The sequence below is a fragment of the Pseudomonas sp. SIMBA_041 genome (assembly GCF_046535095.1).
Classification (GTDB): Bacteria; Pseudomonadota; Gammaproteobacteria; order Pseudomonadales; family Pseudomonadaceae; genus Aquipseudomonas; species Aquipseudomonas mucoides.
On the sequence record NZ_JAWRXJ010000008.1, the window covers coordinates 309,684 to 334,668 of the forward strand.

Sequence of the window (24,985 nt, forward strand, 5' to 3'; positions counted from 1 at the left end):
TTTAACGCACGTTGAACGGAGCATAGCCGCTGTCCGGGATGGGCTCGACGCTCACCGTGTCGTCCAGTCGAATGATTCCACTTTGTATCACCCGAGCGGTGATTCCGCCATGGCCACGCACGGCCTGAAAGGTCCCGGGGCCGAGGTTGTTTTGCAGACGCGCGCAAGGCTGGCACCAACCGGTGGTTTCGAAAATCGCCTGACCGATCCGGAAGCGCCGACCCTTGAGACTGAACAGGTTGATACCGCTAATAACGAGGTTGCGCCGCAAATCATCAGGTAAAACCGGTTGATCGTCCGGGCGGCCCATCAGCGAACTGATGACGGCCAAGTGTTCCCATTGAATCAATGTCACCTGCCGCGCGTTACGGATGCCAGGACGGGCTCGATCGCCAGTCAAGCCGGCCTCGAGTCGCGCTTCCACTGCATCCAGTTCGATCATCGGTACGTGAGGTTCCGGGCGCACGCCGATCCAGCGGACTCGGCCAGTTTGCGGGACATGTGCGATCAATTCCTGCAATGGGCTCACAGGCTGATTCCGACATCGAAGACGATGCTGCGCCCCAGGTTGCTGCGCAGGAAATCCGGCGCATCCGGGTGCGCGAACAGCACCCGGGCGAATGTCGGGCCGACCAGCGACAACGAACGCCAGCCCTGGCGCAAATATTCGGTGGGCGGCGGAAAATGGCTGTTGAGGTCCAGCACTTCACGCTTGAGGCTGGCGAAGGCGATGATGTCGAGCTCCCCCAGGTCCATGCCGCGTTCTTTGTAGTTGTGCGCTTTTTTGCGCAAGGTCGGCGCCAGTCGCAGCAAAAACTCATTGGCAGGAATGCGCTTAGGCTTGGCTTCGCGGCGCACCAACTGGCTCAGTGAGAACGCGCTGCGCCGACGTTGCAGCTCGTCGCGCCATTCGTCGTTCAGTCGGCGGCCCTCATCGAGTACGAAGAACACTTCGAAATTCGCCTCGCGAAACAACACGTCCGGCGGCTCCCCGGCCGGGGCGAACTCGTCGGCGCGGTAGGAAATGTTCAGGCCTTGCAGCAGGCGCTGGCACACCCAACGCTCACGCTCCCATTTGCGGGCATTGGAAAGGAACGCGTTGGCTTGCTCGGCCGCAATGGTCAGCAGGCGTAAATAATCTGAGTCATCCATATGCCCAAGCTTAGCGTTCAAATGCGACAAGCAGAAACCGTTTACCGGCATTGGAGATCACTGGGCAGTCAGAATCGGCGGTGTAGACTGATGGCCATCATGCGTAAGCGATAGTACGAGGTGTGAACGTGAAATATTGGCCGGTGTTGCTGCTCAGTTTTCTACCCGTGTGGGCCCAGGCGCTGGAGGTGGGTGAGCGACTGGCGCCCTGGACCCTGCTCGATCAGTTCGATCAGGCCTTCACGCTCGATAATCAGACTCAGACGCTGCTGGTGGCGCGGAGCATGGAAGCCGCCAAACTGGTTGAGGCGGCGTTGCAAGGCCAGCCCAAAGGCTATCTGGAGGCGCGGCACGTTGTATTTCTAGCGGACATCCAACGCATGCCACAGCTGATCGCGAAGATGTTTGCCATTCCGGCCATGCGCGATTATTCCTACAGGGTAATGCTGGACCGTGAGGGGCGCGTAGTGCCGCGTTACCCAGGTGCAGAGGATAAAGTGCTGTGGCTGCAACTCAAGGCAGGCCAATTGGTGGCGCAACACGAATACAGCACGGCCGCGCAGCTGCATGAGGCGCTGGAGAAGGTCCGGCCATGATCGGTGCCGAGCTGCTGTCACCCGAAACGCTGACGGTCGGCTGGCTGATCTATGTGCCCGTGCTGCTCTGGGCGATCTGGCGTGCGCCGTGGGTGGAGTTATTCACCGACAGTCGGCGCCAGCATTTGCTGTTCGGTACGGTGTTCGCGCTGTTTATGCTGTGGCTGGTGCGGCGGGATTTTGATACCGGCGTGTCTTATCACTTCATCGGTATGACGGCCGTCACGTTGTTGCTGGACTGGCCGCTGGCAATCGTCGGTGGCTTGATTGCGCAGTTCGGGCTGGTGCTGCTCGGGCGTCAGGACCTGGTCGCCGTAGGGGTGAACGGGGCGTTGCTGATTTTGCTACCCGTGCTGGTCACTGAGTGCATCGCCATCCTGGTAGAGCGGGCGCAACCGCGAAATCCCTTTGTGTATATCTTCTGTTCGGGTTTTTTTGCCGCCGCGCTGTCGGCATTGTTGTGTCTGCTGCTGGCGCTGGGGGTGCTGTGGTACGACGAAATTTTTGTCATGCCGTATTGGCTCGAAGATTTTGTCGGCTATCTGTGGCTGCTGATTTTTCCGGAAGCGTTCATCAACGGCATGATCGTCAGCGCGTTGGTGGTGTTTTGCCCGGAATGGCTGGAGACGTTCAATCGCACACGCTACCTGTCGGCCCCTTGGAAAGACGACGATCCGAATTCTTGATCCACATCAAATCGGCTAAACGCCGGTGAACTCATGCTCGACAAAATCTTGAGGAGCATCGACATGAGTGTGTACGAATGGGCAAGACAGGAGCTGCGTCAGAGTCTGGATGGGGCGCAGGAGGTGGGTTTTGATCCGGGGTTGAGCCTGCGCGCCTTGCTCAGCGCAGTGGTGCAACAAAGCAAGGCGGTGCGCAGTATCGAGGACCTGGCTGACGAGTTGCGCTTTCTCGCGGAAAACCTCGATGACGACCAGGACTACGGTTTTATGCGGCCCTGAGAAATCAGTGGCGCGGGTCGAAATCTTCGCTGAACAGCTCGTCTTCAGCGTCCGGGCTGACCGGAATCTTGTGTTCTTCCGATGCCCATGCCCCGAGGTCGATCAATTTGCAACGGTCCGAGCAGAACGGCCGAAATTTGTTCTCGGGGCTCCATTCGACAGGCGCGCCACAGGTTGGGCATTCGACGGTTGTTGGTTGGCTCATGACTGGCCTCCACGCAAAGTAAGGTAAAAGTGATGCAGGCGTTCGACCTCGCTGTGCAGCCAGGCGAGGTCGCGGTCGTTGACCACCACATCGTCGGCATGGCTCAAGCGGTCTTCGCGGCTGGACTGGGCCTTGAGGATCGCCTGGACCTGTTGCTCGCTGGTCTGGTCGCGCTGCAAGGTGCGTTCGATCTGTAACTGTTCCGGCGCATCGATCACCAGCACCCGTTGGGTCATGGCGTACTGCCCGGACTCGATCAACAGTGGCGAAACCAGAATCGCGTAGGGCGATTGTGCCTTGGCCAGATTGTGTGCGATTTCTTCACCGATCAACGGATGCAGCAGGCCTTCGAGCCACAGGCGTTCTTCCGGCACTTCAAAAATCAGTTTTCGAAGAGCGGCGCGGTCCAGTTGCCCATCGGCTTGCAGCACGCCGGGGCCGAAGTGTTCGGCGATGGCGGCCAGCGCCGGGCGACCCGGTTCCACCACCCAACGCGCCGCATGATCAGCGTCGACGACGTGGATACCGAGGTCGATGAAGTGTTGGGCCGCCGCGCTTTTGCCGCTGCCGATGCCGCCGGTCAGGCCAAGAATCCAGGGTTTTTCCACAGGGGTATTCATTTCAAACCGACAAACTGCCAATAGAAGTCGGTTATTTGACCACCCCAGAGCAAGGCAATCCAGCCGGCAATCGCCAGATAGGGGCCAAAGGGGATTGGCGACGAGGTTTTCGCGTCGCGCAGGCGCAACAAAATCACCCCGAGAAGGGCGCCTACCAGCGATGCCAGGAGGATCGTCAGTGGCAAAATCTGCCAGCCGCCCCAGGCACCGAGCATGGCCAGTAACTTGAAATCGCCATGGCCGATCCCGTCCTTGCCGGTGAGCAGTTTGAACAGCCAATACACCGACCACAATGCCATATACCCGGCCACTGCCCCCCAGAGCGCTTCATGCAGTGAGACGAAAACGCCGAAGCTGTTGACGATCAACCCCAGCCAAAGCAGCGGCAATACCAGCACATCCGGCAGCAGTTGGTGCTCGGCGTCGATCAGACTCATCGCCAGCAAGCCCCAGGTCAGGATCAGCACCGTGCAAGCCGGCCAGCCGAAACCGAAATGCCAGGCGATAAACGCCGAAAGCAGACCGCACGCCAGTTCGGTCAGCGGATAGCGCTTGCTGATCGGTGCGGCGCAGCTTGAGCAGCGACCGCGTAAAAACAGGTAACTGAGCACCGGAATGTTTTCCCACGCGCGAATCCGATGGTCGCAGTGCGGGCAGTGGGAGTGGGGCAGCATCAAGTTGTAGGTCGGGCCCGGCACTTCGGGAGGCACGCCCAGCACGTCATGGGCTTGCAGTCGCCATTCGCGCTGGAGCATTTTTGGCAGGCGCCAGACCACCACATTGAGAAAACTGCCCACCACCAGGCCCACCGCCAAGGCGATGACCACGAAAAACGCCGGGTAAACCGTGAGGATTTCAGTCAATGGCATGTCAGATCGCTGAGCCGAGTTGGAAGATGGGCAGGTACATCGCAACCACAAGGCCTCCGACGATAACACCGAGCACGACCATGATGAATGGCTCCATCAGGCTGGTGAGGTTATCGACCATGTTGTCCACTTCGTCTTCGTAGAAGCTCGCGACCTTGTCGAGCATGTCGTCCAGCGCACCGGACTCTTCGCCAATGGCTGTCATCTGAATCGCCATGTTGGGAAAGATGCCGGACGTGCGCATGGAAAAATTCAGCTGCATGCCGGTCGACACGTCCTGCTTGATGCGCAACACCGCGCGCTTGAACACGATGTTGCCGGTGGCGCCGGCCACTGAATCCAGCGCTTCGACCAGTGGCACGCCAGCGGCAAAGGTGGTCGACAGCGTGCGGGCGTAGCGGGCCACGGCAGACTTGTACATCAGCGTGCCAATCAACGGCAGTTTCAACAGCCAGGTGTCCAGCCAGTCGCGAAACCCCGGGGATTTCCTGAAGGCGTGACGCACACCGAAAATGCCCGCGAACACCCCGCCGAGCATTGCCCACCACCACTGCTGCATGAATTCCGACAGACCGATGACCATCACTGTGAACGCCGGCAATTCGGCCCCAAAGCCCTTGAACACTGACTCGAACTGCGGCACGACCTTGACCAGCAGAATCCCGGTGACAATGATCGCGACGAAGACCACCGCCAGCGGGTAGGTCATGGCTTTCTTGATCTTGGCCTTGAGGCTTTCGCTCTTTTCCTTGTAAGTCGCAACCCGCTCCAACAGGGTATCGAGGGCGCCGGCCTGCTCGCCGGCGTCCACCAGGTTGCAGTAAAGCTCATCGAAATACTGCGGCTTCTTACGCAGGGACGCGGCGAAGCTGTTACCCGCCGCCACTTCCTGTTTGACCTCGTCCACCAGCTTGCGCATCGCCGGGTTATCGAAGCCTTCGCCGATGATGTCGAACGATTGCAGGAGCGGCACGCCGGCTTTCATCATGGTCGCCATCTGCCGGGTGAACAGGGCTATGTCCTGGGCCTTGATGCGTTTGCCCAGGTTGAAAAACGACGCGGATTTCTTGCGCACCTTGCCGGGGTTGATGCCTTGCTTGCGCAGTTGAGCCTTGATCAACGCCGGGTTCTGGCCGCTCAGCTCGCCGGTCATTTTCGTGCCTTTGCGGTCTGTGCCTTCCCAGGCATAGACGCTGATTTTTGCTGCTTTGACCGCCATGTTCAGTCCTTGGTGACCCGGTTGATTTCTTCAAGGCTGGTGACGCCGTGCATGGCCTTGATCAGGCCCGAGGTGCGCAAGTCGTTGAAACCGTCCTTGCGCATCTGACTGTCGATTTCCAGTGAATTGCCTTCGGCCATGATCAGCCGTTGCAGGTCCTTGGTGTTCTTCACCACTTCATAAATCCCGACTCGCCCTTTGTAGCCGCCGTTGCACTGATCGCAACCGACCGGATCATAGATCGTGAATGAGCCGATGCGTTCCTCGGGAAAGCCTTCCTTGAGCAGCGTTTCGCGGGGAATCTCGAGGGGTGTCTTGCAGTGACTGCACAATTTGCGCGCCAGTCGCTGGGCGATGATCAGGGTGACCGAGGTGGCGATGTTGAAGCCCTGAATGCCCATGTTGAGCAAACGGGTCAGGGTTTCGGCCGCGCTGTTGGTGTGCAAAGTGGACAGCACCATGTGCCCGGTCTGCGCGGCCTTGATGGCGATCTCGGCGGTTTCGAGGTCACGGATTTCGCCGACCATGATCACGTCCGGGTCCTGGCGCAGGAACGAACGCAGTGCCTGGGCGAAATCCAGCCCTTGCTTGGGATTGACGTTGACCTGATTGATGCCTTCCATGTTGATCTCCACCGGGTCTTCGGCGGTGGAAATGTTGATGTCGACGGTGTTGAGAATATTCAGGCCGGTGTAGAGCGACACGGTCTTGCCCGAGCCGGTGGGACCGGTGACCAGAATCATCCCCTGTGGCTGCTTCAGGGCGGCCATGTACAGGTCTTTCTGGTCGGGTTCGTAGCCGAGGGCATCAATGCCCATTTGCGCGCTGGCCGGGTCGAGGATCCGGATCACCACTTTCTCGCCCCACAAGGTCGGCAGGGTATTGACCCGAAAGTCGATGGACTTGCTTTTGGACAGGCGCATCTTGATCCGCCCGTCCTGAGGTTTGCGCCGCTCAGAGATGTCCAGGCTGGCCATGACTTTCAGCCGCGCCGCAATGCGGCTGGCCAACTGGATGGGCGGCTTGGCCACTTCGCGCAACATGCCGTCGGTGCGCATCCGCACCCGGTAGGTTTTTTCGTAGGGCTCGAAGTGCAGGTCGGAAGAGCCGCTCTTGATCGCGTCGAGCAGCATTTTGTGGACGAACCGCACCACGGGGGCGTCATCGGCATCCTGCCCGGCGATGGCGTCATTTTTGTTGTCGTCGGCCGACTCGATGTCCAACCCATCGAGGTCAACGTCTGCCATGTCTTCCAGGCCACTGGCGTGGCTGTCGAAGAATTTTTCGATGGCCTCACTGAGTTTGTCGTCCTCCACCAGGATGGCTTCGGTGTTTAGCCCGGTGCTGAACTGGATGTCATTGATCGCCTGATGATTGGTCGGGTCGGAAACCCCCACGAACAACTTGTTGCCGCGCCGCCAGAGGGGTAGGGCGTGGTGCTGGCGGATCAGTTTTTCGCTGACCAGTCCCTTGGGCTGGGTTTCCCTGTCCAGGCCATTGAGGTCGAGCAGCGCCATGCCGAAATGCTCCGAGGCGATCTCGGCGATCTGGCGGCTCTTCACCAGTTTGTTTTGCACCAGGTAACTGACCAGGGAGATTTTATTGCGTTGGGCTTGCTGATACGCCTGTTGCGCGCTTTTGTCAGTGAGCAGCTCGGCCAGGACCAATTGCTTGGCCAGACCGCTAAGGGCGATGTCATTCATTGGGATACCGGACACAGACAGTTCATGACTTATAGCCTAGTCAAGGACCCGAGCCCAACCAGCCGTGTTGAGGTGACAAAAAGTGTCAGATAGTGCGGTTGCTGGGTGTCGCAAAGGTCCTTTGATCGACACTGCTCCCCGCCAGCAGGGGCTGTAGCGCTTGGCACGGGCTGTGCTGGAGCTCTTTCAGATCATGAGATTCCGACTCATGCATGGAGCTTGTCTATGAAGACTCAGAAAGGTTTTACCCTGATCGAACTGCTGATCGTGGTGGCGATCATCGGGATTCTGGCGACGTTTGCGTTGCCGATGTATTCCAAATATCAGGCCCGGGCGAAAGTGACGGCGGGTCTGGCCGAGATTTCCGCGATGAAGGTGCCGTATGAAGATGTGATCAACCAGGGCACTGCGCCAACGGTTGCCAACGTGGCGCCGGCAGGTAGTGCCACGACCAGCAATTGTACGGTCGCGGTGACTGGCACGGCGTCCACAGGCGCGGGCACGATTGTGTGCACGATTCTGAATGCACCGGCGCCAGTGCTGAGCAAGACCATTACCTTGACCCGCGATGCAACCAATGGCTGGTCGTGTACCAGCACCGCTCAACAGGACTACGTGCCTAAAGGTTGCACGGGTTCCGCTACCTGAAGGCTGACCTCCAGAACAGCCCCGCGTCCAAAGGACACGGGGCTTTTTTTTGCTTGCGAATGTCTTTCAGACACAGAAAAAAAGCCAAAAAATTCAGCGTGTTAGGAACTTTGTGAAAAGCCGCATGTTGCATGCAGAGATTTCCCAGGTCATGCATTTTGCATGATTTCGAAAATGGGTCTAATTTGCAAGCTATTGATTTATAAGGATTTATTGGTTGTCTCAAAGTTGGCACAGCGTTCGCAACATACTCAGTAACCCTGCTGAGAAGACAACCAGCAGACTTTCTAGAAAAACAGGAGTTACTCGTATGAAGAAGTTCGCTATCGCTGCCGCTACTGCTACCGCGCTGACCCTGACCATGGCCAACGTGGCATTCGCACAGACCACCACCACTCAAGCGCCAATGACCTTGGCTGCTGGTGAAATGACCAAGGCCGAGGAAGCTACTTCCGATACCTGGATCACTACCAAAGTCAAAAGCGACCTGCTGACCGAAAAAGGCATTCCTGGTACCGACATCAAAGTTGAAACCAACAAAGGTGTTGTGTCGCTGTCGTCCACTGTTGCAGTGACTGATTCCCAGAAAGCCACCGCCGTGGCGATCACCAAGAAAATCAAAGGCGTCAAAGCGGTCTCCGCTGACGGCCTGAAAGCCGAGTAAGGCAAGACTTCTCGCCTGGACCGGGAGAAGGTGTGGCAGACGGGCTGAGTAATACGCCTGCCGCTTCTTAGGAGTTCATGCGAACGGCCATAAGGATGTGGCCATTACAGGCCTCCGACATTCGTGTCGGGGGCCTGTTCTATTTGCGGCACCCAAAATCAAAATGTAGGAGTGGTGAAGTTCAGTTGCCGCGCTTGCTGGTGATCTGCCTCAGGCGATTCCCTTCAAACCGCAGGAACTGGTACATCCCGCCATTGGGCCCGTACGTCCATTCTTCCACCTGAAACTCTTCGCGTCGGTTGGCACTGCGTTTGTAGCCCAGCACATCGCGGCTGACCGGTTCCCCGCACTTCTGCAGCACTTCGCTGGACCTGTCCCCAACGCTGATCAATTGACTGCCGCAGCGCAGCGTATCGGCCGCCGAGGCCTGGCTGGCAACCATCACCAGGGCCAGGCCCGCCAGCAATCGCCTCACGATCACTCCGCGTCCAGATGCAGCGGCGTTACCACCCGGCCATCACTTTCGGCTTCGCCAAGGTTGGCGTCGATGAAGTACACACGGTCATCGGCCAACTGACCCTTATCCACCAGATAGTCCTTGATGCTGCTGGCGCGCTCCTGCCCCAACTGACGCAACAGCACATCGCTGGTGCTCCAGAACTTGATCACGTCGGCGCGCATTTTCGCGGTGCGTTCTTCCTTGCCCAGGTCCTTCCATTCGGCTGGCGGCTGGGTCTTCAGGCGTGTGCGGTAGATGCCTTCCAGCAGCGGGCCTTTCTCGTTCTCCGGGACCTCGAGCAACGAAGCCTGGGCCGGCACCTTGTCGCCACGACGCTGGAGCATTTTGTAGTAGTTGTACTGGTATTCACGTTCCAGGCGTTGCTCGGCAATCAGCGGGCCGTCGCTGCTGGCGGCGGCCGTGCCTTCGATTTCCAGGCGCAGGGCTGGACGTTCCTTCAAGGCTTGGGACAGTTTGACCAGGGCGCCTTCAGCGTCCTTGCTCAAATCGCTTGAACCCGGCGCGAACGACACGGTGCCCAAGTCCTCGGAACCGCCGCCACTGACCAGTCCGCCAATCAGTTTGAACGGCGCAGCGGCCGCTTTGACGATCAGGTTGCGCAGAGTCTGCCAGACAATCGGCATGATGCTGAACTGCGGATTATTGAGGTCGCCAGTGACCGGCAACTCGATGGAAATCTTGCCATCGACATCCTTGAGCAAGGCAATCGCCAGTTTCAGCGGCAGGCTTACGGCATCCGGGCTGTCGACCTTTTCACCGAGTTGCAATTGCTCGATCACCACTTTGTTTTCGGCTTTGAGCTGGCCTTTGGTTATCAAGTAATGCACATCAAGATTGAGCCGGCCCTTGCGGATGCGATACCCGGCGAATTTGCCGGAGTAGGGCGTCAGCGTGGTCAGTTCCACCCGTTTGAAACTGGTCGCGATGTCGAGACTGGCCATTGGGTCGAACGGATTGACTGCGCCCTTGATGGTCACCGGCGCATAACGGTCAACCTTGCCCTTGACGTCCACGCTGGCCGGTTTCGCCTGACGGCTGTCGATGGTGCCGATCTGTCCGTTGAGCTGTTGGATGGCGGTGGCGAAGTTCGGTGTCAGGCTGAAGTCGGCGAAGTTCGCCGAACCGTCATTGATGGCAATGCCGCCGATGTGAATGCCCAGGGGTTTGTCTTTGCTGGCCGGTTTGGCCGCTGCGGTTTTGGCGCCGCTATCGGGCGGTTGCGGGATCAGCAGGTCATCGATGTTGGTGGTGCGATCATCGTTGATCATGAAGCGCGCATACGGCTGGAACAGGTTGACCTTGTCGATCGACAGGCTGTCGCCGTGCTGATAATTCAGGCCTTCGAGCACCAGTTGTTGCCACTTGAGGAAGTCGCGGGTTTTAAGGGTGTCGAGGGTGTGCAACTGATCGACCTGTGCACGACCGGTGACGCTGAACGCCAACGGCTCGGTGCTTTTCAGATCGACCGCCAGATCACTGCCCAGCATGCCGCTGCGCAGTTCCAGGCGAATGAACGGGGTGATGTAGGACTGTGCGATACGCAGGTCAATGTCTTTGGTCTGTACCTTCAGTTTGGCGCTGATCGGGGCGAGATTGACCACGCCGTCTGCCAGGAGCTTGCCCTGTTTACCCACGCCGGTGTCGAGCTTGAGATTGAAAGGTGAGCCATTAAGGCTGTCGAAGTTCTGCAAGTCCAGATTCAACGGGCCGACTTCCAGCGCTACGGGGGGCTGCGCCTTGCGGTCGGCCAGATGCACCTGGTAATCGCGCAGCTGCACGTCTTTGAGCAGCACCTGCCACGGTTTGCTCGGTGGCGCCGGTTCCGGTTTGGGCGAGTCGGCTGCCGCTGGCGTACTGGCCGGTTCGGCTTTGGCTTTGGCGGCGGATTTGGACGGCTGGCTGGCGAACAGCTTTTGCCAGTCGAGTTGCCCGTCGGCTTCGAGGGCGGCCCAGGTTTCCAGTTTCTGGCTGCGAATCTTGCCGACCACCACTTGCTGCTTGGCCAGGTCGACCGTGGTTTCGCTGATGTCCAGTCGTTCCAGTTTCGCCAAAGGTCGGCCGTCCGGGGCCTTGATCGCGAACGGCGCGATGCTGACCGCAACGTTGTTCAGCAACAGTTCGGTTTCTTTGGACAGGTTGAGTTTGTAGTCGGTACTGAGGTTCATGATGCCGCTTTCGAGGTCCAGGGGCACGGCGTCGCGCACGTAGGGCCAGAAGGCTTTCATCTTGCCGTCGGTGATTTTCAGCTTACCTTCGGAGGCGAGCGGGATCAGGCTGAAGTTGCCGGTCCAGTCGACCTGGCCGCCGTTGGGGCCGATGGCTACCAAGGTCATGTCGGCGCTGTCGTCGGGCAGAGTGCTGAGGTTTTTCAGCTCGAAGTCGAGTTTGTCGTAGAGAAATTCGATGGGTTCGCTGGGACGCGAGTCCTCGAAGTGCAACGCGCCGCCAGCGAGATTGATCCGGTCCACGCGCAGCGGAAATGGTTTGGCGTTCGGGTCGGCAGGTGTCGGTTCGCTCGCGGGCAGTTTGAACAACCCGAGCAGGTTGAGCTGGCCGTCCTTGCCGAAGAGGATTTCGGTCTTGGGTTTGTCCAGTTCGATGTCGGACAGATGCACGGCCTTGGTCCAGAGACTGTCGACTTGCACATTGGCGTAGAGGCGTTCGAAGCCGATCTGCTCCTTGCCCGGTTCGCCGATGATCAGCCCCCAAAGGGTGACTTCAAGGCTGAACGGGTTGAGTTCGATCCGTTGAAGGTGGGCGGGCACCGTGGCGTAGTTGGCCAATTGCTGGTTGGCAACCCGCAACGCGATGCCCGGCAAAATCAGAAACCCCAGCAAGCTGTAGAGAGCCAGAGCAGTCAACAAGGCGCCGATAGCGCGAATCAATCCTTTGGGCATGTGCGGCTTCATCTGTCTGAATCGGAGTGCCTTGGAGTATGGCACGCGATTACGGTTCCGAAGTCATCACGCTTTACAGGATTTGTCTGAAAGTCAGGGGGAATCTCAGAGCTGCAGGATCAGCGTTTTCAGCGGAGGTTGTTGATCCATCGACGGAAAATCCCCGCCCGGCGTCATCACGGTCCACTCGCGTACTGGCCGTCCGGCCTTCTCTGCACAGCGCAACACCTGTTCGCGCCAGTCGTTCATGCTGACCTTCGCCAGGTTGTTGCAGCAGATCAGCACGCCGTTGTCGGCGGTGGTCAGCAGCGCGGGTTTGAGCAGGCTCTGGTAGTCGCGCAGCAGGTCGACGGTGCCGAAAGCGCTCTTGGCCCAGGCGGGTGGATCGAGCAGCACCAGATCGTACTGACGCTGTTCCAGTCGCTGGTAACTCGGCAGTTTCTGCCCGCGTCGTTGACTGATCGGCAGGCCCGCCAACTGGCGGATTGCCGGAAAGTAATCGGACTGGATGAATTGCATGGCGGGCAATTGTGGATTGAGCAGCCCGTTCTCGCGGCCGACCGCCAGGTTACCCTCGGCGAAATCCAGGTTGCACACCTCACGGGCGCCACCGGCCGCAGCACTCAGGCCGACGCCACAGGTGTAGGCAAACAAGTTGAGCACGCTTTTGTTTTGGCTGTGCGCCTTGACCCATCCGCGGGTGTTGCGCAGGTCGAGGAACAGCAGGGGATCCTGGCCGGCGTGACGCCCGCGAACACGGTAGTTCAGGCCCCATTCGTGGCCGACCAGGTCCGCCAGCGCGGCTTCATCGGCCCGGTAGACCGTGTCTTCGCGGTCGATGCGTGAATTGCCACGGGAGCGGTCGTTGTAGACCAACAGGGTGTCGAGGCCCAAATGCTGATTGATTGCCTCGTGCAATTGCAGCAGCGCATCGCGTTCCAGCGCCTGGTGAAAGCTTTGCACCAGCAGTTGCGGACCATAGCGGTCGATGGTCAGGCCGCCGGCGCCTTCCTGGCTGCCGTGGAACAGGCGATAGCAATCGGTGCCTTGCTGATGCAGTTCGGCAAGCAGGTCCTGGCGATGTTCTAGGGCGGCGCGCAGCGCCTGATTCAAGGAAGACATGCTGGGCGCCTTGCAGGAGGGAATTTGGCGCGGGAGTTTAGCAGCTTGGCGCCATACCGAGGTGCTGCCTTCGCAAGCAGGCTCGCTCCCACAGGAATTTTGTGTTCGACACCGATCAAATGTGGGGTCGGGCTTGCTCGCGAAGCTTTTAGCTTTTCAGGTGAGCAACCCCATCCGCCGCTTCGCCCGCTGCACCGAGCCATTACGCACCGCCCAGCGCAACATCGGCGCACTGCGATTGACGCTGGCGCGGATCAGTTTGCGTTGCAACGGATTCTGGCTGATGCCCAGCATGTCACTGGCCCAGTCCGGCAGCAGATCGATCCCGGCCTGCATCATCAACCCGCCGAAAGGCCTGGCCAGACGGCTGGGTGATGGCGCGTTCAACAACAGTCGCAACACTTCACGGCTGCGTTCATCGCACAGCAACTGTGGGCGAATGCGCTCAAGATAATCAGCAATTTGTTGTCGCGAGCGGGGCACATCACGGGCGCCCAGTCGTTCGGCGATCAACGCGATTTCTTCGTAGTAACGGTCCTGGTCGGTCAATGACAGGTGCGGATTGCGATAACGCAAATGCGCGGCGAGGAAGTTGCTGACCTCGGCCACGTGCACCCAGGTCAGCAGGTCCGGATCGCTGGCCGCATAAGGCCGACCATCCGGTGCTGTGCCGGTCACTTGTAGGTGAATGGTGCGGACTTTCTCGATCAGCCAGTCGGCATCTTTTCGTGAGCCAAACGTGGTGCCGGAGATGAACTGCCCGGTGCGGCGCAGTCGGCCGAGCATGTCCTCGCGGAAATTCGAATGGTCCCAGACCCCGGCCAGGGCCAGGGGGTGCAAGGCTTGCAGCATCAGCGCACTGATGCCGCCAATGAGCATGCTGCTGAAGTCGCCATGCACTTGCCAGCTCACCGAATCGGGGCCGAACAGGCCCGGATCGCCCTTGGGGTTTTCCAGGTCGAGCTTGCCGAGGGACAGACCGGACAGGCTCATGACCTGGGTTTCGATGCGGGTGCGGATAAATTCCATGGCGACTCAGTGGCGAAAATGAAACGCGGCCATGGCTGGCCGCGTCGGGCTTATTGGTTCAGGCGTTTATCGACCAGGTCCTGAACAACACTCGGATCAGCCAGGGTCGACGTATCGCCCAGGGTGTCCAGTTCGTTGCAGGCGATCTTGCGCAGGATACGCCGCATGATCTTGCCCGAGCGGGTTTTCGGCAAGGCCGGGGCCCATTGGATCAAGTCCGGTTTGGCGAAGCTGCCGATTTCCTTGCTGACGTGGGCCAGCAGTTCTTTCTTCAGTTCGTCGCTGGGTTCGGTGCCGTTCATCGGGGTGACGAAGGCGTAGATGCCCTGGCCCTTGAGGTCGTGGGGGTAACCGACCACGGCGGCTTCGGCGATGCTGTCATGCAGCACCAGGGCACTTTCCACTTCGGCGGTGCCGATACGGTGGCCGGAGACGTTGATCACGTCGTCGATACGCCCGGTGATCCAGTAATCGCCGTCCTCATCGCGTCGCGCGCCGTCGCCGGTAAAGTAATAACCGGGGTAGGGTTTGAAGTAGGTGTCGACCATTCGTTGCGGGTCGCCGTAGACACTGCGGATCTGCGCCGGCCAGCTGGATTTGATCGCCAGCACGCCGCTGCCAGCGCCTTTGATTTCCTTGCCCGTTTCATCGAGCAACACTGGTTGCACGCCGAACATGGGCTGCGTGGCGCAACCCGGTTTGATCCGTTGCGCACTGACCAGCGGGCTGAGCATGATGCCGCCGGTTTCAGTCTGCCACCAGGTATCGACTATCGGGCAACGTTGTTCACCGACCGCATTGAAGTACCAATCCCACGCCTCCGGGTTGATCGGCTCACCGACGCTGCCGAGTAATCTGAGGCTGGCGCGGGACGTTTCCTTCAACGGTTCCGGCCCTTCGCGCATCAGCGAACGCAACGCAGTGGGCGCGGTGTAGAAAATGTTCACGTGGTGCTTGTCGATGACTTGCCAGAACCGCGAGCTGGTCGGGTAGCTTGGCACACCTTCAAAGATCAGCGTGGTCGCGCCGTTGGCCAGCGGGCCATAAACGATGTAGCTATGGCCGGTGACCCAGCCGACATCGGCGGTGCACCAGAACACTTCGTTATCACGGTAGTCGAGCACGTATTTGAAGGTCATCGCCGCTTGCAGCAGATAACCGCCGGTGGTGTGCAACACGCCTTTGGGCTTGCCGGTGCTCCCGGAGGTGTAGAGGATGAACAGCGGGTCTTCGGCGTCCATCGGCTCTGGCGGGCAATCGTCGCTGACATCGCGCAGGGCCTGGTGATACCAGAGGTCGCGCCCTTCAACCCAATTCACTTTGCCTTGTGTGCGCTCGACCACGATGACGGTGCTGACGTTCGGGCAACTCTCCAGCGCCTTGTCGACTTTCTCTTTCAGCGGTACGAATTTGCCGCCGCGCAGCCTTCATCGGCGGTGATCACGGTGCGGCAATCGGCATCGAGAATCCGGTCGCGCACTGAGTCCGGGGAAAAACCACCGAAGACCACCGAATGCACCGCGCCGATTCGTGTGCAGGCGAGCATGGCGTAAGCGGCTTCAGGAATCATCGGCATGTAGATGCAGACGCGGTCGCCTTTCTTTACGCCTCGGCTTTTGAGCACGTTGGCCAGGCGGCAGACGTTGTGGTGGAGTTTTTTGTAGGTGATCTGTGCGGATTCGGCGGGATCGTCGCCTTCCCAGATAATGGCGATTTGCTCGCCGCGCTGTGCCAGATGACGGTCGATGCAGTTGTAGCTGACGTTCAGCTTGCCGCCAGCAAACCAGCTGGCTTCACCGGTTTTCAGGTTATAGCGCTGGACGGTGTCCCACGGCGTGCTCCAGTCGAGAAAGCGCGAGGCTTGTTCGGCCCAGAAAGTGGTGGGGTGTTCGATGGATTCGCGGTACAGGCGGTGATAGTCGTCTTGACTCAAATGCGCAGCCCGGCGGACGGCATCGGCTTTGGGGAACGTGCTGATATCGAACATGACGGTTCCTTATGCTTGTTTTGCGACAAGTAATAAAGATGCGCCGAGCGGTCAACGGGTTCAAGTCATACACAAAACAACTGCAGGAGTGAGCCTGCTCCCGATGGCGGTGGATCAGCCAACATTAATGTTGAATGACAAACCGTTATCGCAAGCAGGCTCACTCCTGCAGGGGGATGGTGTTGCCCACAGGGTTTATGTTTCAACCCTGTGGGCAAGGCGTCAGATCAACCGCGGTGACGGCCGCGGAAATAGTTGATCAGGCCTTGGGTCGAGGCATCGTCAGCAGGCGTTTCTTCGCTGCCGACCAGGCGGTTGTAGACGCCTTTACCCAGTTCTTTACCCAGCTCCACACCCCACTGATCGAAGGCGTTGATGCCCCAGATCACGCTTTGCACGAAGACTTTGTGTTCGTACATCGCCACCAGTGCGCCGAGGCGACGCGGACTGATTCGTTCAACCACCAGGGTGTTGCTCGGACGGTTGCCCGGGATCACTTTGTGCGACGCCAGTTTCTTCACGTCTTCTTCGCTCATGCCTTTGTCACGCAGTTCGGCTTCCGCTTCGGCAAGGGTCTTGCCGAGCATCAGCGCCTGACTCTGTGACAGGCAGTTGGCGTACAGCCACTGGTGGTGGTCGGACACCGGGTTGAAGCTGACGATCGGCACAATGAAGTCGGCCGGAATCAGTTGGGTGCCTTGGTGCAGCAACTGATGATAGGCGTGTTGACCGTTGCAACCGACGCCGCCCCAGATCACCGGACCGGTGTCGGTGGACACCGGGGTGCCGTCCTGACGCACGCTCTTGCCGTTGGATTCCATGTCCAGCTGTTGCAAGTGCTTGGTGATGTTACGCAGATAGTGGTCGTACGGCAGGATCGCGTGGCTTTGCGCGCCCCAGAAGTTGCCGTACCACACGCCGAGCAGGGCCAGCAGCACTGGCATGTTCTGTTCGAATGGCGCGGTCTGGAAATGCTGGTCCATGGTGTAGGCACCGGACAGCAGTTCCTTGAAGTTCGACATGCCGATGGCCAGGGCAATCGGCAAACCGATGGCCGACCACAGCGAGTAACGGCCGCCGACCCAGTCCCACATCGGGAAAATGTTTTCTTCGCGAATGCCAAACGCCACGGCGGCCGCATTGTTGCTCGATACGGCGATGAAGTGACGATACAGCTCGGCTTCCGAACCGCCCTGAGCCAGATACCAGGCGCGTGCGGCCTGGGCATTCTTCAGGGTTTCGAGGGTGTTGAAAGACTTCGATGACACGATGAACAGCGTGGTTTCGGCGCGCAGCTTCTGGGTCAGTTCGTGGAACTCACTGCCGTCGATGTTCGCCAGGTAGTGGCACCGCACGCCTTTCTGGGCGTAGGACAGCAGCGCCTCGGACACCAGCTCAGGGCCGAGGAACGAACCACCGATGCCGATGTTCACCACGTCGGTGATCGGCTTCTCGGTGTAACCGCGCCACAAACCGTCGTGGATGCGGCCCACGAGGTCGGTGATCTGGTTCAGCACTTTGTGCACTTCCGGCATCACGTTGACACCGTTGACCGACAGCTTGTCGCCCACCGGGCGGCGCAGTGCGGTGTGCAGGGCCGGACGACCTTCGGAGGCGTTGACGATTTCGCCTTCGAACAGCGACTTGATCGCGCCCTTGAGGTCGACTTCATTGGCCAGGCCCACCAGCAGGTTGCGGGTCTCGGCGTTGATCAGGTTTTTCGAGTAATCGAGAAACAGCCCGCAGCTGCTCAGGGTGAATTGGGTAAAGCGCTGCGGGTCGGCATTAAAGGCTTCGCGCATGCTGAAATCCTGCATGGCTTGGCGGTGATCATTCAACGCCTGCCAGGCGGGCAGAGCGGTCACGTCGTGAGGAGTGCGGTAGTACGCCATCGCTGCGGGTTTCCTTTTTACTTGAACGGCTTTTTGAACACTAAAAATCCCGGAGCGCTGCGGGTCGGCGTCCGGTCAACTGCGTCGACACGATTTCATGGCGCAGGGCGAATACAGTAAACCCCGCGCCTTGATCTGTCTTGACTTTGTCTGACCTGTTTCCGGTACTTTTTTAACATCAAAGTTTGAAGCGGCCGACAAACGGAAAAAAGACAGGGCTACGGCTCGATCAGGCGACCTGGACCGGAATGGCATTGCTGGTGTGGCTCAGTTCATTGCCTGGTGCCATGTAGAGCATGCGCGGCTTGAAGTTGAGCAGCTCGGCTTCGCTGTAATGAGCGTAAGCGCAGATGATTACGCGGTCACCGACCTTGGCCTTGTGAGCTGCGGCGCCGTTGACCGAGATCATGCGCGAGCCTTCTTCGCCACGGATGGCGTAGGTGGTGAAGCGTTCGCCGTTGTCGACGTTATAGATCTGGATTTGCTCGTATTCGCGGATGCCGGACAAGTCCAGCCATTCGCCGTCGATGGCGCAGGAACCTTCGTAATCAAGTACAGCGTGGGTAACTTCGGCGCGATGCAGCTTGGCCTTGAGCATGATGGCGTGCATGAGTGTTTCCCCAGGTCGGAATCGAACGGCGGGCAGTTTGCCCGAAGGCTTTGGAGGCAGCAATACAGTGTGTTTAACCACTGCTTAACCCCTGTGGGAGCGAGCTTGCTCGCGATAGCGGATCAACATTCAACATTGATGTTGGCTGATCCACCGCTATCGCGAGCAAGCTCGCTCCCACAGGGTTTGCTGGTGTTTAGGCGAGCGCGTCGAGGTTCAGGTGCAGGTTGTCGATCAACCGCGTGGTGCCCAGGAACGCCGCCACCAGAATCACCAGGTCACGATCTTCCGGCGTCGCCGGGCGCAAGGTCAGCGCATGGCGAATCTCCAGGTAGTCGGTGCGCAATCCCGCGGCTTCGAGCTGCTTGATTTGCGCGTCGATCAGCGCCGGGAAATCCCGGTCACCCTGTTTGATCGCGTCGGCAATTGAACTCAGGGTGCGGTAGACCACCGGTGCCACGGCACGCTGTTCTTCGCTGAGAAAGCCATTGCGCGACGACAGCGCCAGGCCATCGGCCGCGCGGACGGTCGGTTCGCCAATGATCTGGATCGGCATGTTCAAGTCATGCACCAGGGACTTGATCACAGCCAGTTGCTGATAATCTTTTTGGCCGAAAATCGCCAGGTCCGGCTGGACCATGTTGAACAGCTTGCTGACCACCGTCGCCACACCTTCGAAATGCCCCGGACGGCTGGCGCCGCACAGGCCTTCTGACAGCAGCGGAACGCTGACACGCGTCTGGCCGGCCATGCCGTCCGGGTACATTTCTTCAACGGTCGGCGCAAACAGCAGGTGACAACCGGCCTGGAGCAGTTTCTCCTGGTCGGCGGCGAGGGTGCGCGGGTACTTGTCGAGGTCTTCGCCGGCGCCGAATTGCAGCGGGTTGACGAAAATGCTCGCGACCACAAAATCCACCCGCTGGGAGGCTTTGGTAATCAGTGCAACATGACCGCTGTGCAGGTTGCCCATGGTCGGCACGAAGCCGATGCGCTTGCCTTCGCTGCGGGCACGGGCCACGGCGGCCCGCAGTTCGCGTACGGTTTTTACGGTGTTCATGCAGAAAATCCGTGTTCGATGCCTGGAAAAGTCGCCGCTTTGACTTCAGTTACGTAAGCACTCAGGGCTGCTTGAAGGGTGGGCTGGCCGGTCATGAAGTTCTTCACGAATTTTGGCACGCGACCGGTAATCGACAAGCCCAGCATGTCGTGCAGGACCAGCACCTGGCCGTCGGTGCTATTGCCAGCGCCGATACCAATGACCGGAATCTTCACGGCCTGGGTGATTTCTTCAGCCAGTTCGCTGGGTACGCACTCCAACAGCAGCATGGCGGCGCCGGCCTGCTCCAGCGAAATCGCATCGGCACGCATCTGTCGCGCCTGGTTTTCGTTACGGCCCTGGACTTTGTATCCGCCCAGGATGTTCACCGATTGCGGCGTCAGCCCCAGGTGCGCGCACACCGGGATGCCGCGCTCGGCCAGCAGGCGAATCGAGTCCGCCAGCCACAATGCGCCTTCTACCTTGACCATGTGCGCACCGGCCTGCATCAACAGCGCGCTGTTGGTCATGGCTTGTTCGGTGGTGGCGTAGGCCATGAAGGGCAGGTCGGCGAGGATGAGCGCATCGGTGTTGCCGCGTTTGACGGCTGCGACGTGATAAGCCATCTCTGCAGTCGTCACGGGCAGGGTGCTGTCGTGGCCCTGCAAAACCATGCCGAGGGAGTCGCCCACCAGCAGCACTTCGACGCCAGCCTCATTACAGGCGTGGGCGAAGGTCGCGTCATAGCAGGTCAGCATGGTGATTTTTTCACCTTTTTGCTTCAGACCTTGCAGAGTGGTCAGGGTGATGGCTGGCATGAAAAGATCCTCATTCAGGCGCTGTGGAAACTACTGCGAGTAACGCGCGTGATTCTTCGTTAAATACAGGCGCACGGTCTGTTGTCGTGCTTTTACGGCCTGGATTGCGCCCTTCAACGCCGTGTTGGCGGCAGCGGGACGCCTATAGTCGTGAGGAGAACTCGGGAAGTCAATTGCATGTGTTACCGCATTGTTACGACAGGGGTGTTACCGGGGTAACTGATGCGATTCAGCAACGGATTTTGGCTTCAACACAAAAACCAATGTAGGCGTGAGCCTGCTCGCGATGGCGTCCTGACAGTCAACATCTTGGGTGAATGTCAGGACGCCATCGCGAGCAGGCTCACGCCTACAGGGGGATAGGGTCAATTTTTGGGGAGGCGTTCCAGGCCGACGAGCGGGCAGGCTGCAAGTAATTCGCTGAGGTGGCGGCCATCGGCCAAGCGCAAATCCGCAGGCGCCAGTTCGGCCAGTGGATACAGGACGAAGGCCCGTTCCTGCATATGATAGTGAGGGACTTTGAGCCGAGGCTCATCGATCAGTCGATCGCCAAACAGCACGATGTCCAGATCCAGCGTACGAGGCCCCCAACGTTCCAGGCGCTCGCGACCCTGGCCATTCTCGATGGCTTGCAGCGCATCGAGCAGGTCCAGCGGCGCGAGTGTGCTGTCGAGGGCGGCGACCGCGTTGGTGTAGCGCGGTTGGCCGGGTAGCAGCGAGTCGCTTTGATAGAAAGCGGACACCCCGACCAGCTCGGTTTGCGGTAACCGCGCCAGCGCTTCGACGGCGCTGCGCAATTGTTCGGCGGGGTCAGCCAGATTGCTGCCCATGCCGATGTAGATGCGTTCCATGGATTACTCGCCCGAGACGCTCGGTGCGCCGGCGGCGCGTTTACGCTTGGCGCCACCGCTGCGGCGACGTTTGCGCGGTGCACCGGTGCCGTCTTCCTTGCCGCTGAGGTCGCGGATCATGTCGCGACGTTCGCTGTCGTTGGCGTCCTGATAATCTGTCCACCATTCGCCCAGGCCATCGGTCTGCTCACCGGCGCTTTCGCGCAGCAGCAGGAAGTCGTAACCGGCACGGAACCGCGGATTCTCCAGCAACAGATCGGCGCGCTTGCCGCTACGACGTGGCAGGCGCTCCTGCATGTCCCAGATTTCGCGGATCGGCATGGTGAAGCGTTTCGGGATGGCGATGCGTTGGCACTGTTCGGCAATCAGCTCGTGAGCGGCTTCCTGCATGGCCGGAATCGGCGGCATGCCACGTTCTTGCAGGCGCAAGACGCGAGCCGGCAGGGCAGGCCACAACAGGGCGGCAAACAGGAACGCCGGGGTCACCGGTTTGTTCTGCTTGATGCGCAGGTCCGTGTTGACCAGCGCATCGCTGATCAGGGTGTGGGTGTACGTCGGGTTGTATTCCAGCGCCTCGGCACTGGCGGGGAACAGCGGATCGAACAGCTGCAGGTCGACCAGCATCTCGAAGGTGTCCGCGGCGTGGCCGGAGAGGAACAGCTTGAGCACTTCTTCGAACAGGCGGGCCGACGGGATCTCGCGCAGCATCGGAGCCAGCTCGCGAATCGGCAAGGCGCTGTGTTTTTCGATACCGAAATTCAGCTTGGCGGCAAAACGCACGGCCCGCAGCATCCGTACCGGGTCTTCCTGGTAGCGCTGTTTCGGGTCGCCAATCAGGCGGATCAGATGATTGCGGATGTCGTGTACGCCGTTGGCGTAATCGAGAATGCGCTCGCTGACCGGATCGTAATACAGCGCGTTGATGGTGAAGTCGCGGCGTTGCGCGTCTTCTTCCAGGGTGCCGTAGACGTTATCGCGCAGGATGCGCCCGCTTTCATTACGGGAAGACTGGTTGCTGTCTTCTTCCTCGTCGTTTTGCGGGTGATTGGCGCGGAAGGTCGCCACTTCGATGATTTCGCGACCGAAGTGAATGTGCACCAGTTTGAATCGGCGACCGATGATCCGCGCATTGCGGAATTCGGCGCGCACCTGTTCAGGTGTGGCACTGGTGGCGACGTCGAAATCTTTCGGCGTGATGCCGAGCAGCATGTCACGCACGCAGCCGCCGACCAGGTAAGCCTGGTAACCGGCGTTCTGCAGGCGTTCGACGATATTCACCGCGTAACGGCTGAATTGGGCCTTTTGCAGCGAGTGTTGGCCGCTGTTGAGCACTTCAGGCGTACTGCGAATGTGTTGCGTATGACGCTTGGGAGAACGGAATGACTGGAACAGCTTCTTCAGCATGGGATGCACTGTTTGAAGGAATGTTCGGCCATAACAGAAGAATGACCGCATGATGGGCGGGGATTCTAGCATTTAGTCGAGGGATGGTGTAGGACACAGCAGATATGAGCTGTAAGCCGCAGGCTTCCAGCGAAAAACAAAGCAGATTGGGGCAGGTTTTTCGAATCGTAGAAACTACAAGGGGAGCCGAAGCTCCCCAAGAAGTAGTTGCATGCTCTATTTTTATTATTGGTTTCGGGCTTTTTGTTTTTGTTAAGTGCCCTCGTCATGAAGCTTTTCCTTCATGACCCTCCCAATCGGGAGCCAAGAGCAAACGGATTGCTTTGGTCGCTGTGCTGCAGTGATCTTGCGATCCAACCAGTTCAGGCACTGTCTTAGGACAGTTTTTTATTATTCTCGGCCTGGTCGTGGGGCAAGCCCCAAATACAACGCCTCTCCAAAAGAATCAGTTAGCTGCGCCTCTCGCCGTCTTGTTTTTATTGTGCGTGAGTCGATTCGTCTTATTTTTATTATGTTATGCATTGCTTGTTATTGTTCTTGTACCAAACATATAGCAGGGTGCGTGCCAACTTTTGCGAACCCCAGTAAAACAAGGGGTTAGGTCGGTCCGTGGGGTTTTTGGAGGCCAAAAAAAGCCGGGGCTTCGTTACCGTAAGCCCCGGCTTCTGTTACGTGAAAAATCTGGGGTAACAGTTTTTTCACGAAGTCACGTGTTACCCACACCTCGGACAGGTGACATTCAGCTTTCGCTGGCGACCCCGGTCTTGCGCCGCGGGATGCCCAGGCGCTGACGACGCTCCCACAGGCATTTGCGGCTGACCCCGAGTTTGCGCGCCAGCTCGGTTTCGGTCATATGGTCCTGATGCTCGAGGACGAAATGCTGGAAATAGTCTTCCAGCGACAAGTCTTCGGTCGGCTCATGGCTGGTGTTACTGCCATTGTTGCCCTGTTGCGGTGCCAGGCCGATGAACTCGTCCTCTTCCAGGCCACTCAATTCGATGTCGATACCCAACAGCTCGGCAGAAATTTCCGGGCTCTCGCACAGGATCACCGCGCGCTCGACAGCGTTTTCCAGCTCGCGAACGTTACCGGGCCAAGAGTAATGACGAATCGCCTGTTCGGCATCCGGGGCGAATTTCAGATCGGTGCGGTTGACCCGCGCGCTCTGTCGCGCCAGGAAGGCATTGGCGATTTCGTTGACGTCCGCACCACGCTCGCGCAAGGCAGGCAGTTTCAGGGCGATGACGTGAAGGCGGTAATACAAGTCTTCACGGAACTGGCCGATTTTCGCCAGGCTCTTGAGGTCCCGGTGCGTCGCGGCGATCAAACGTACATCGACCTTTTGCGATTGAACCGAACCCACACGGCGAATTTCGCCTTCCTGCAACACGCGCAGCAAACGGGCCTGGGCTTCCAGAGGCAGTTCGCCGATCTCGTCGAGGAACAGCGTGCCACCGTCCGCTGCTTCCACCAGACCGGCTCGCCCGGCGCTGGCGCCGGTGAACGCACCTTTTTCGTGACCGAACAGCTCGGACTCGATCAGGCTTTCCGGAATGGCCGCGCAGTTCACCGAAATCATCGGCGCCTTGGCGCGCTTGGACAGGTTGTGCAGGGCACGCGCCACCAGTTCTTTACCGGTGCCGGATTCGCCCTGGATCAACACGTTGGAATCGGTCGGCGCGACTTTACGGATTTTGCTGTAAAGGTCCTGCATCGGCGGGCACGAACCAATGATGCCGATTTCGCCGTTGCTGTTGTCGACGCCCGCTTTCGCCGCGCCGTTGGTGGCTTTGCCAGCAGGCATTTCGCCACCGGCCGGCAACGATTGCCGATCACGCAGGATGCGGGCGACAGCCTGGAGCATTTCATCGTGATCGAAAGGCTTGGCGATGTAGTCCACCGCGCCCATCTTCATCGAGTCGACCGCCGAACGCAGGCTGGCGTAGCTGGTCATGATCAGCACCGGCGTGCCCTGGCCGAGTTTGATCAACTCGGTGCCCGGAGCGCCTGGCAGACGCAGGTCACTGACGATCAGGTCGAACGTGGGAATGGTGAAGCGTTCTTGTGCTTCCTGCACTGAACCGGCTTCGCTGACCTGGTACTGGTTACGTTCCAGCAGGCGGCGCAAGGCGGAGCGGATAATTGTTTCGTCTTCGACGATCAAAATGTGCGGCATTG

General features: G+C 59.2%; 23 protein-coding genes and 1 pseudogene. 5 read left to right on the top strand and 19 right to left on the bottom strand.

The window, feature by feature from the left end; genetic code table 11:
* Position 1 precedes the first annotated feature (1 nt).
* Both SB725_RS21180 and SB725_RS21185 read right to left on the bottom strand, forming a co-directional pair.
* The gene (locus SB725_RS21180) at positions 2-529 is read right to left on the bottom strand and encodes an MOSC domain-containing protein (protein WP_059182142.1); all 528 of its coding nucleotides are present in this window, start codon (positions 527-529) and stop codon (positions 2-4) included.
* Positions 526-1,152, bottom strand: a complete 627-nt coding sequence (locus SB725_RS21185; protein WP_027924174.1) for a DUF1780 domain-containing protein — start codon at positions 1,150-1,152, stop codon at positions 526-528. The genes SB725_RS21180 and SB725_RS21185 overlap by 4 nt, the downstream gene beginning before the upstream one ends.
* Before the next feature lie 128 nt (positions 1,153-1,280).
* Here SB725_RS21185 and SB725_RS21190 point away from each other — a divergent pair, with 128 nt between their 5' ends.
* From SB725_RS21190 to SB725_RS21200, 3 genes are all read left to right on the top strand, one after another.
* Entirely contained in the window at positions 1,281-1,748 is a 468-nt protein-coding gene (locus tag SB725_RS21190) for a hypothetical protein (RefSeq protein WP_027924173.1), read from the top strand.
* Positions 1,745-2,434, top strand: a complete 690-nt coding sequence (locus SB725_RS21195) for an energy-coupling factor ABC transporter permease (RefSeq protein WP_027924172.1) — start codon at positions 1,745-1,747, stop codon at positions 2,432-2,434. The genes SB725_RS21190 and SB725_RS21195 overlap by 4 nt, the downstream gene beginning before the upstream one ends.
* A 63-nt stretch (positions 2,435-2,497) precedes the next feature.
* Complete coding sequence (locus SB725_RS21200) at positions 2,498-2,713, top strand: hypothetical protein (protein WP_027924171.1); 216 nt, start codon at positions 2,498-2,500, stop codon at positions 2,711-2,713.
* Between the two features lie 4 nt (positions 2,714-2,717).
* Here SB725_RS21200 and yacG read toward each other — a convergent pair whose 3' ends face one another.
* The 5 genes from yacG to pilB are packed head-to-tail and all read right to left on the bottom strand — an operon-like array spanning position 2,718 to position 7,329.
* On the bottom strand, positions 2,718-2,918 hold the full coding sequence (yacG, locus tag SB725_RS21205) for a DNA gyrase inhibitor YacG (RefSeq protein WP_027924170.1): 201 nt from the start codon (positions 2,916-2,918) through the stop codon (positions 2,718-2,720).
* Complete coding sequence (gene coaE / locus SB725_RS21210) at positions 2,915-3,538, bottom strand: dephospho-CoA kinase (protein WP_027924169.1); 624 nt, start codon at positions 3,536-3,538, stop codon at positions 2,915-2,917. The genes yacG and coaE overlap by 4 nt, the downstream gene beginning before the upstream one ends.
* On the bottom strand, positions 3,535-4,407 hold the full coding sequence (locus SB725_RS21215; RefSeq protein WP_059182143.1) for a prepilin peptidase: 873 nt from the start codon (positions 4,405-4,407) through the stop codon (positions 3,535-3,537). The genes coaE and SB725_RS21215 overlap by 4 nt, the downstream gene beginning before the upstream one ends.
* 1 nt (position 4,408) lies before the next feature.
* Positions 4,409-5,626, bottom strand: a complete 1,218-nt coding sequence (locus SB725_RS21220; protein ID WP_027924167.1) for a type II secretion system F family protein — start codon at positions 5,624-5,626, stop codon at positions 4,409-4,411.
* A 2-nt stretch (positions 5,627-5,628) separates the two neighbouring features.
* Positions 5,629-7,329, bottom strand: a complete 1,701-nt coding sequence (gene pilB, locus SB725_RS21225) for a type IV-A pilus assembly ATPase PilB (protein ID WP_027924166.1) — start codon at positions 7,327-7,329, stop codon at positions 5,629-5,631.
* A 225-nt stretch (positions 7,330-7,554) separates the two neighbouring features.
* Between pilB and SB725_RS21230 the strand changes: the two genes are divergently transcribed.
* Together SB725_RS21230 and SB725_RS21235 are read left to right on the top strand one after the other, a co-directional pair.
* Complete coding sequence (locus tag SB725_RS21230) at positions 7,555-7,977, top strand: pilin (RefSeq protein WP_027924165.1); 423 nt, start codon at positions 7,555-7,557, stop codon at positions 7,975-7,977.
* A gap of 310 nt (positions 7,978-8,287) precedes the next feature.
* The gene (locus SB725_RS21235) at positions 8,288-8,641 is read left to right on the top strand and encodes a BON domain-containing protein (protein WP_027924164.1); all 354 of its coding nucleotides are present in this window, start codon (positions 8,288-8,290) and stop codon (positions 8,639-8,641) included.
* A gap of 181 nt (positions 8,642-8,822) precedes the next feature.
* On the opposite strand, the gene SB725_RS21240 is transcribed toward SB725_RS21235, so the two are convergent.
* From SB725_RS21240 to SB725_RS21295, 12 genes and pseudogenes are all read right to left on the bottom strand, one after another.
* Positions 8,823-9,083: a DUF2845 domain-containing protein gene (locus tag SB725_RS21240; protein ID WP_050590206.1), complete on the bottom strand. Its 261-nt coding sequence runs from the start codon at positions 9,081-9,083 to the stop codon at positions 8,823-8,825.
* 35 nt (positions 9,084-9,118) lie between these two features.
* The gene (locus SB725_RS21245; protein ID WP_032833554.1) at positions 9,119-12,070 is read right to left on the bottom strand and encodes a DUF748 domain-containing protein; all 2,952 of its coding nucleotides are present in this window, start codon (positions 12,068-12,070) and stop codon (positions 9,119-9,121) included.
* A gap of 93 nt (positions 12,071-12,163) precedes the next feature.
* Positions 12,164-13,180: a class I SAM-dependent rRNA methyltransferase gene (locus SB725_RS21250; protein WP_059182146.1), complete on the bottom strand. Its 1,017-nt coding sequence runs from the start codon at positions 13,178-13,180 to the stop codon at positions 12,164-12,166.
* Positions 13,181-13,336: 156 nt separating this feature from the next.
* Entirely contained in the window at positions 13,337-14,209 is an 873-nt protein-coding gene (locus SB725_RS21255; protein ID WP_027924160.1) for an oxygenase MpaB family protein, read from the bottom strand.
* Positions 14,210-14,259: 50 nt separating this feature from the next.
* Positions 14,260-16,196 (bottom strand): annotated as a pseudogene (gene acs, locus SB725_RS21260) (acetate--CoA ligase).
* Positions 16,197-16,423: 227 nt separating this feature from the next.
* Positions 16,424-18,088, bottom strand: coding sequence for a glucose-6-phosphate isomerase (pgi, locus tag SB725_RS21265; protein ID WP_027924158.1), 1,665 nt, complete (start codon positions 18,086-18,088; stop codon positions 16,424-16,426).
* 229 nt (positions 18,089-18,317) lie between these two features.
* Positions 18,318-18,698, bottom strand: a complete 381-nt coding sequence (gene panD, locus SB725_RS21270) for an aspartate 1-decarboxylase (RefSeq protein ID WP_003228271.1) — start codon at positions 18,696-18,698, stop codon at positions 18,318-18,320.
* Positions 18,699-18,894: 196 nt separating this feature from the next.
* Positions 18,895-19,755, bottom strand: a complete 861-nt coding sequence (gene panC / locus SB725_RS21275; protein WP_027924157.1) for a pantoate--beta-alanine ligase — start codon at positions 19,753-19,755, stop codon at positions 18,895-18,897.
* Positions 19,752-20,552, bottom strand: a complete 801-nt coding sequence (gene panB / locus SB725_RS21280) for a 3-methyl-2-oxobutanoate hydroxymethyltransferase (RefSeq protein ID WP_027924156.1) — start codon at positions 20,550-20,552, stop codon at positions 19,752-19,754. Before panB ends, panC begins: the two co-directional genes overlap by 4 nt.
* 365 nt (positions 20,553-20,917) lie before the next feature.
* Positions 20,918-21,403: a 2-amino-4-hydroxy-6-hydroxymethyldihydropteridine diphosphokinase gene (gene folK / locus SB725_RS21285; protein ID WP_410922558.1), complete on the bottom strand. Its 486-nt coding sequence runs from the start codon at positions 21,401-21,403 to the stop codon at positions 20,918-20,920.
* A gap of 3 nt (positions 21,404-21,406) precedes the next feature.
* On the bottom strand, positions 21,407-22,807 hold the full coding sequence (locus SB725_RS21290) for a polynucleotide adenylyltransferase PcnB (protein ID WP_027924154.1): 1,401 nt from the start codon (positions 22,805-22,807) through the stop codon (positions 21,407-21,409).
* Positions 22,808-23,546: 739 nt separating this feature from the next.
* Positions 23,547-24,983: a sigma-54-dependent transcriptional regulator gene (locus SB725_RS21295; protein ID WP_027924153.1), complete on the bottom strand. Its 1,437-nt coding sequence runs from the start codon at positions 24,981-24,983 to the stop codon at positions 23,547-23,549.
* Positions 24,984-24,985: the final 2 nt, after the last annotated feature.

Coding starts and splice junctions, on each gene's coding strand:
- SB725_RS21185 (WP_027924174.1), bottom strand. CDS start 1,152: ATGGATGACTCAGATTATTTACGCCTGCTGACCATTGCGGCCGAGCAA.
- SB725_RS21195 (WP_027924172.1), top strand. CDS start 1,745: ATGATCGGTGCCGAGCTGCTGTCACCCGAAACGCTGACGGTCGGCTGG.
- SB725_RS21200 (WP_027924171.1), top strand. CDS start 2,498: ATGAGTGTGTACGAATGGGCAAGACAGGAGCTGCGTCAGAGTCTGGAT.
- yacG (WP_027924170.1), bottom strand. CDS start 2,918: ATGAGCCAACCAACAACCGTCGAATGCCCAACCTGTGGCGCGCCTGTC.
- coaE (WP_027924169.1), bottom strand. CDS start 3,538: ATGAATACCCCTGTGGAAAAACCCTGGATTCTTGGCCTGACCGGCGGC.
- SB725_RS21215 (WP_059182143.1), bottom strand. CDS start 4,407: ATGCCATTGACTGAAATCCTCACGGTTTACCCGGCGTTTTTCGTGGTC.
- SB725_RS21220 (WP_027924167.1), bottom strand. CDS start 5,626: ATGGCGGTCAAAGCAGCAAAAATCAGCGTCTATGCCTGGGAAGGCACA.
- pilB (WP_027924166.1), bottom strand. CDS start 7,329: ATGAATGACATCGCCCTTAGCGGTCTGGCCAAGCAATTGGTCCTGGCC.
- SB725_RS21230 (WP_027924165.1), top strand. CDS start 7,555: ATGAAGACTCAGAAAGGTTTTACCCTGATCGAACTGCTGATCGTGGTG.
- SB725_RS21235 (WP_027924164.1), top strand. CDS start 8,288: ATGAAGAAGTTCGCTATCGCTGCCGCTACTGCTACCGCGCTGACCCTG.
- SB725_RS21240 (WP_050590206.1), bottom strand. CDS start 9,083: ATGGTTGCCAGCCAGGCCTCGGCGGCCGATACGCTGCGCTGCGGCAGT.
- SB725_RS21245 (WP_032833554.1), bottom strand. CDS start 12,070: ATGAAGCCGCACATGCCCAAAGGATTGATTCGCGCTATCGGCGCCTTG.
- SB725_RS21250 (WP_059182146.1), bottom strand. CDS start 13,180: ATGTCTTCCTTGAATCAGGCGCTGCGCGCCGCCCTAGAACATCGCCAG.
- SB725_RS21255 (WP_027924160.1), bottom strand. CDS start 14,209: ATGGAATTTATCCGCACCCGCATCGAAACCCAGGTCATGAGCCTGTCC.
- pgi (WP_027924158.1), bottom strand. CDS start 18,088: ATGGCGTACTACCGCACTCCTCACGACGTGACCGCTCTGCCCGCCTGG.
- panD (WP_003228271.1), bottom strand. CDS start 18,698: ATGCACGCCATCATGCTCAAGGCCAAGCTGCATCGCGCCGAAGTTACC.
- panC (WP_027924157.1), bottom strand. CDS start 19,755: ATGAACACCGTAAAAACCGTACGCGAACTGCGGGCCGCCGTGGCCCGT.
- panB (WP_027924156.1), bottom strand. CDS start 20,552: ATGCCAGCCATCACCCTGACCACTCTGCAAGGTCTGAAGCAAAAAGGT.
- folK (WP_410922558.1), bottom strand. CDS start 21,403: ATGGAACGCATCTACATCGGCATGGGCAGCAATCTGGCTGACCCCGCC.
- SB725_RS21290 (WP_027924154.1), bottom strand. CDS start 22,807: ATGCTGAAGAAGCTGTTCCAGTCATTCCGTTCTCCCAAGCGTCATACG.
- SB725_RS21295 (WP_027924153.1), bottom strand. CDS start 24,983: ATGCCGCACATTTTGATCGTCGAAGACGAAACAATTATCCGCTCCGCC.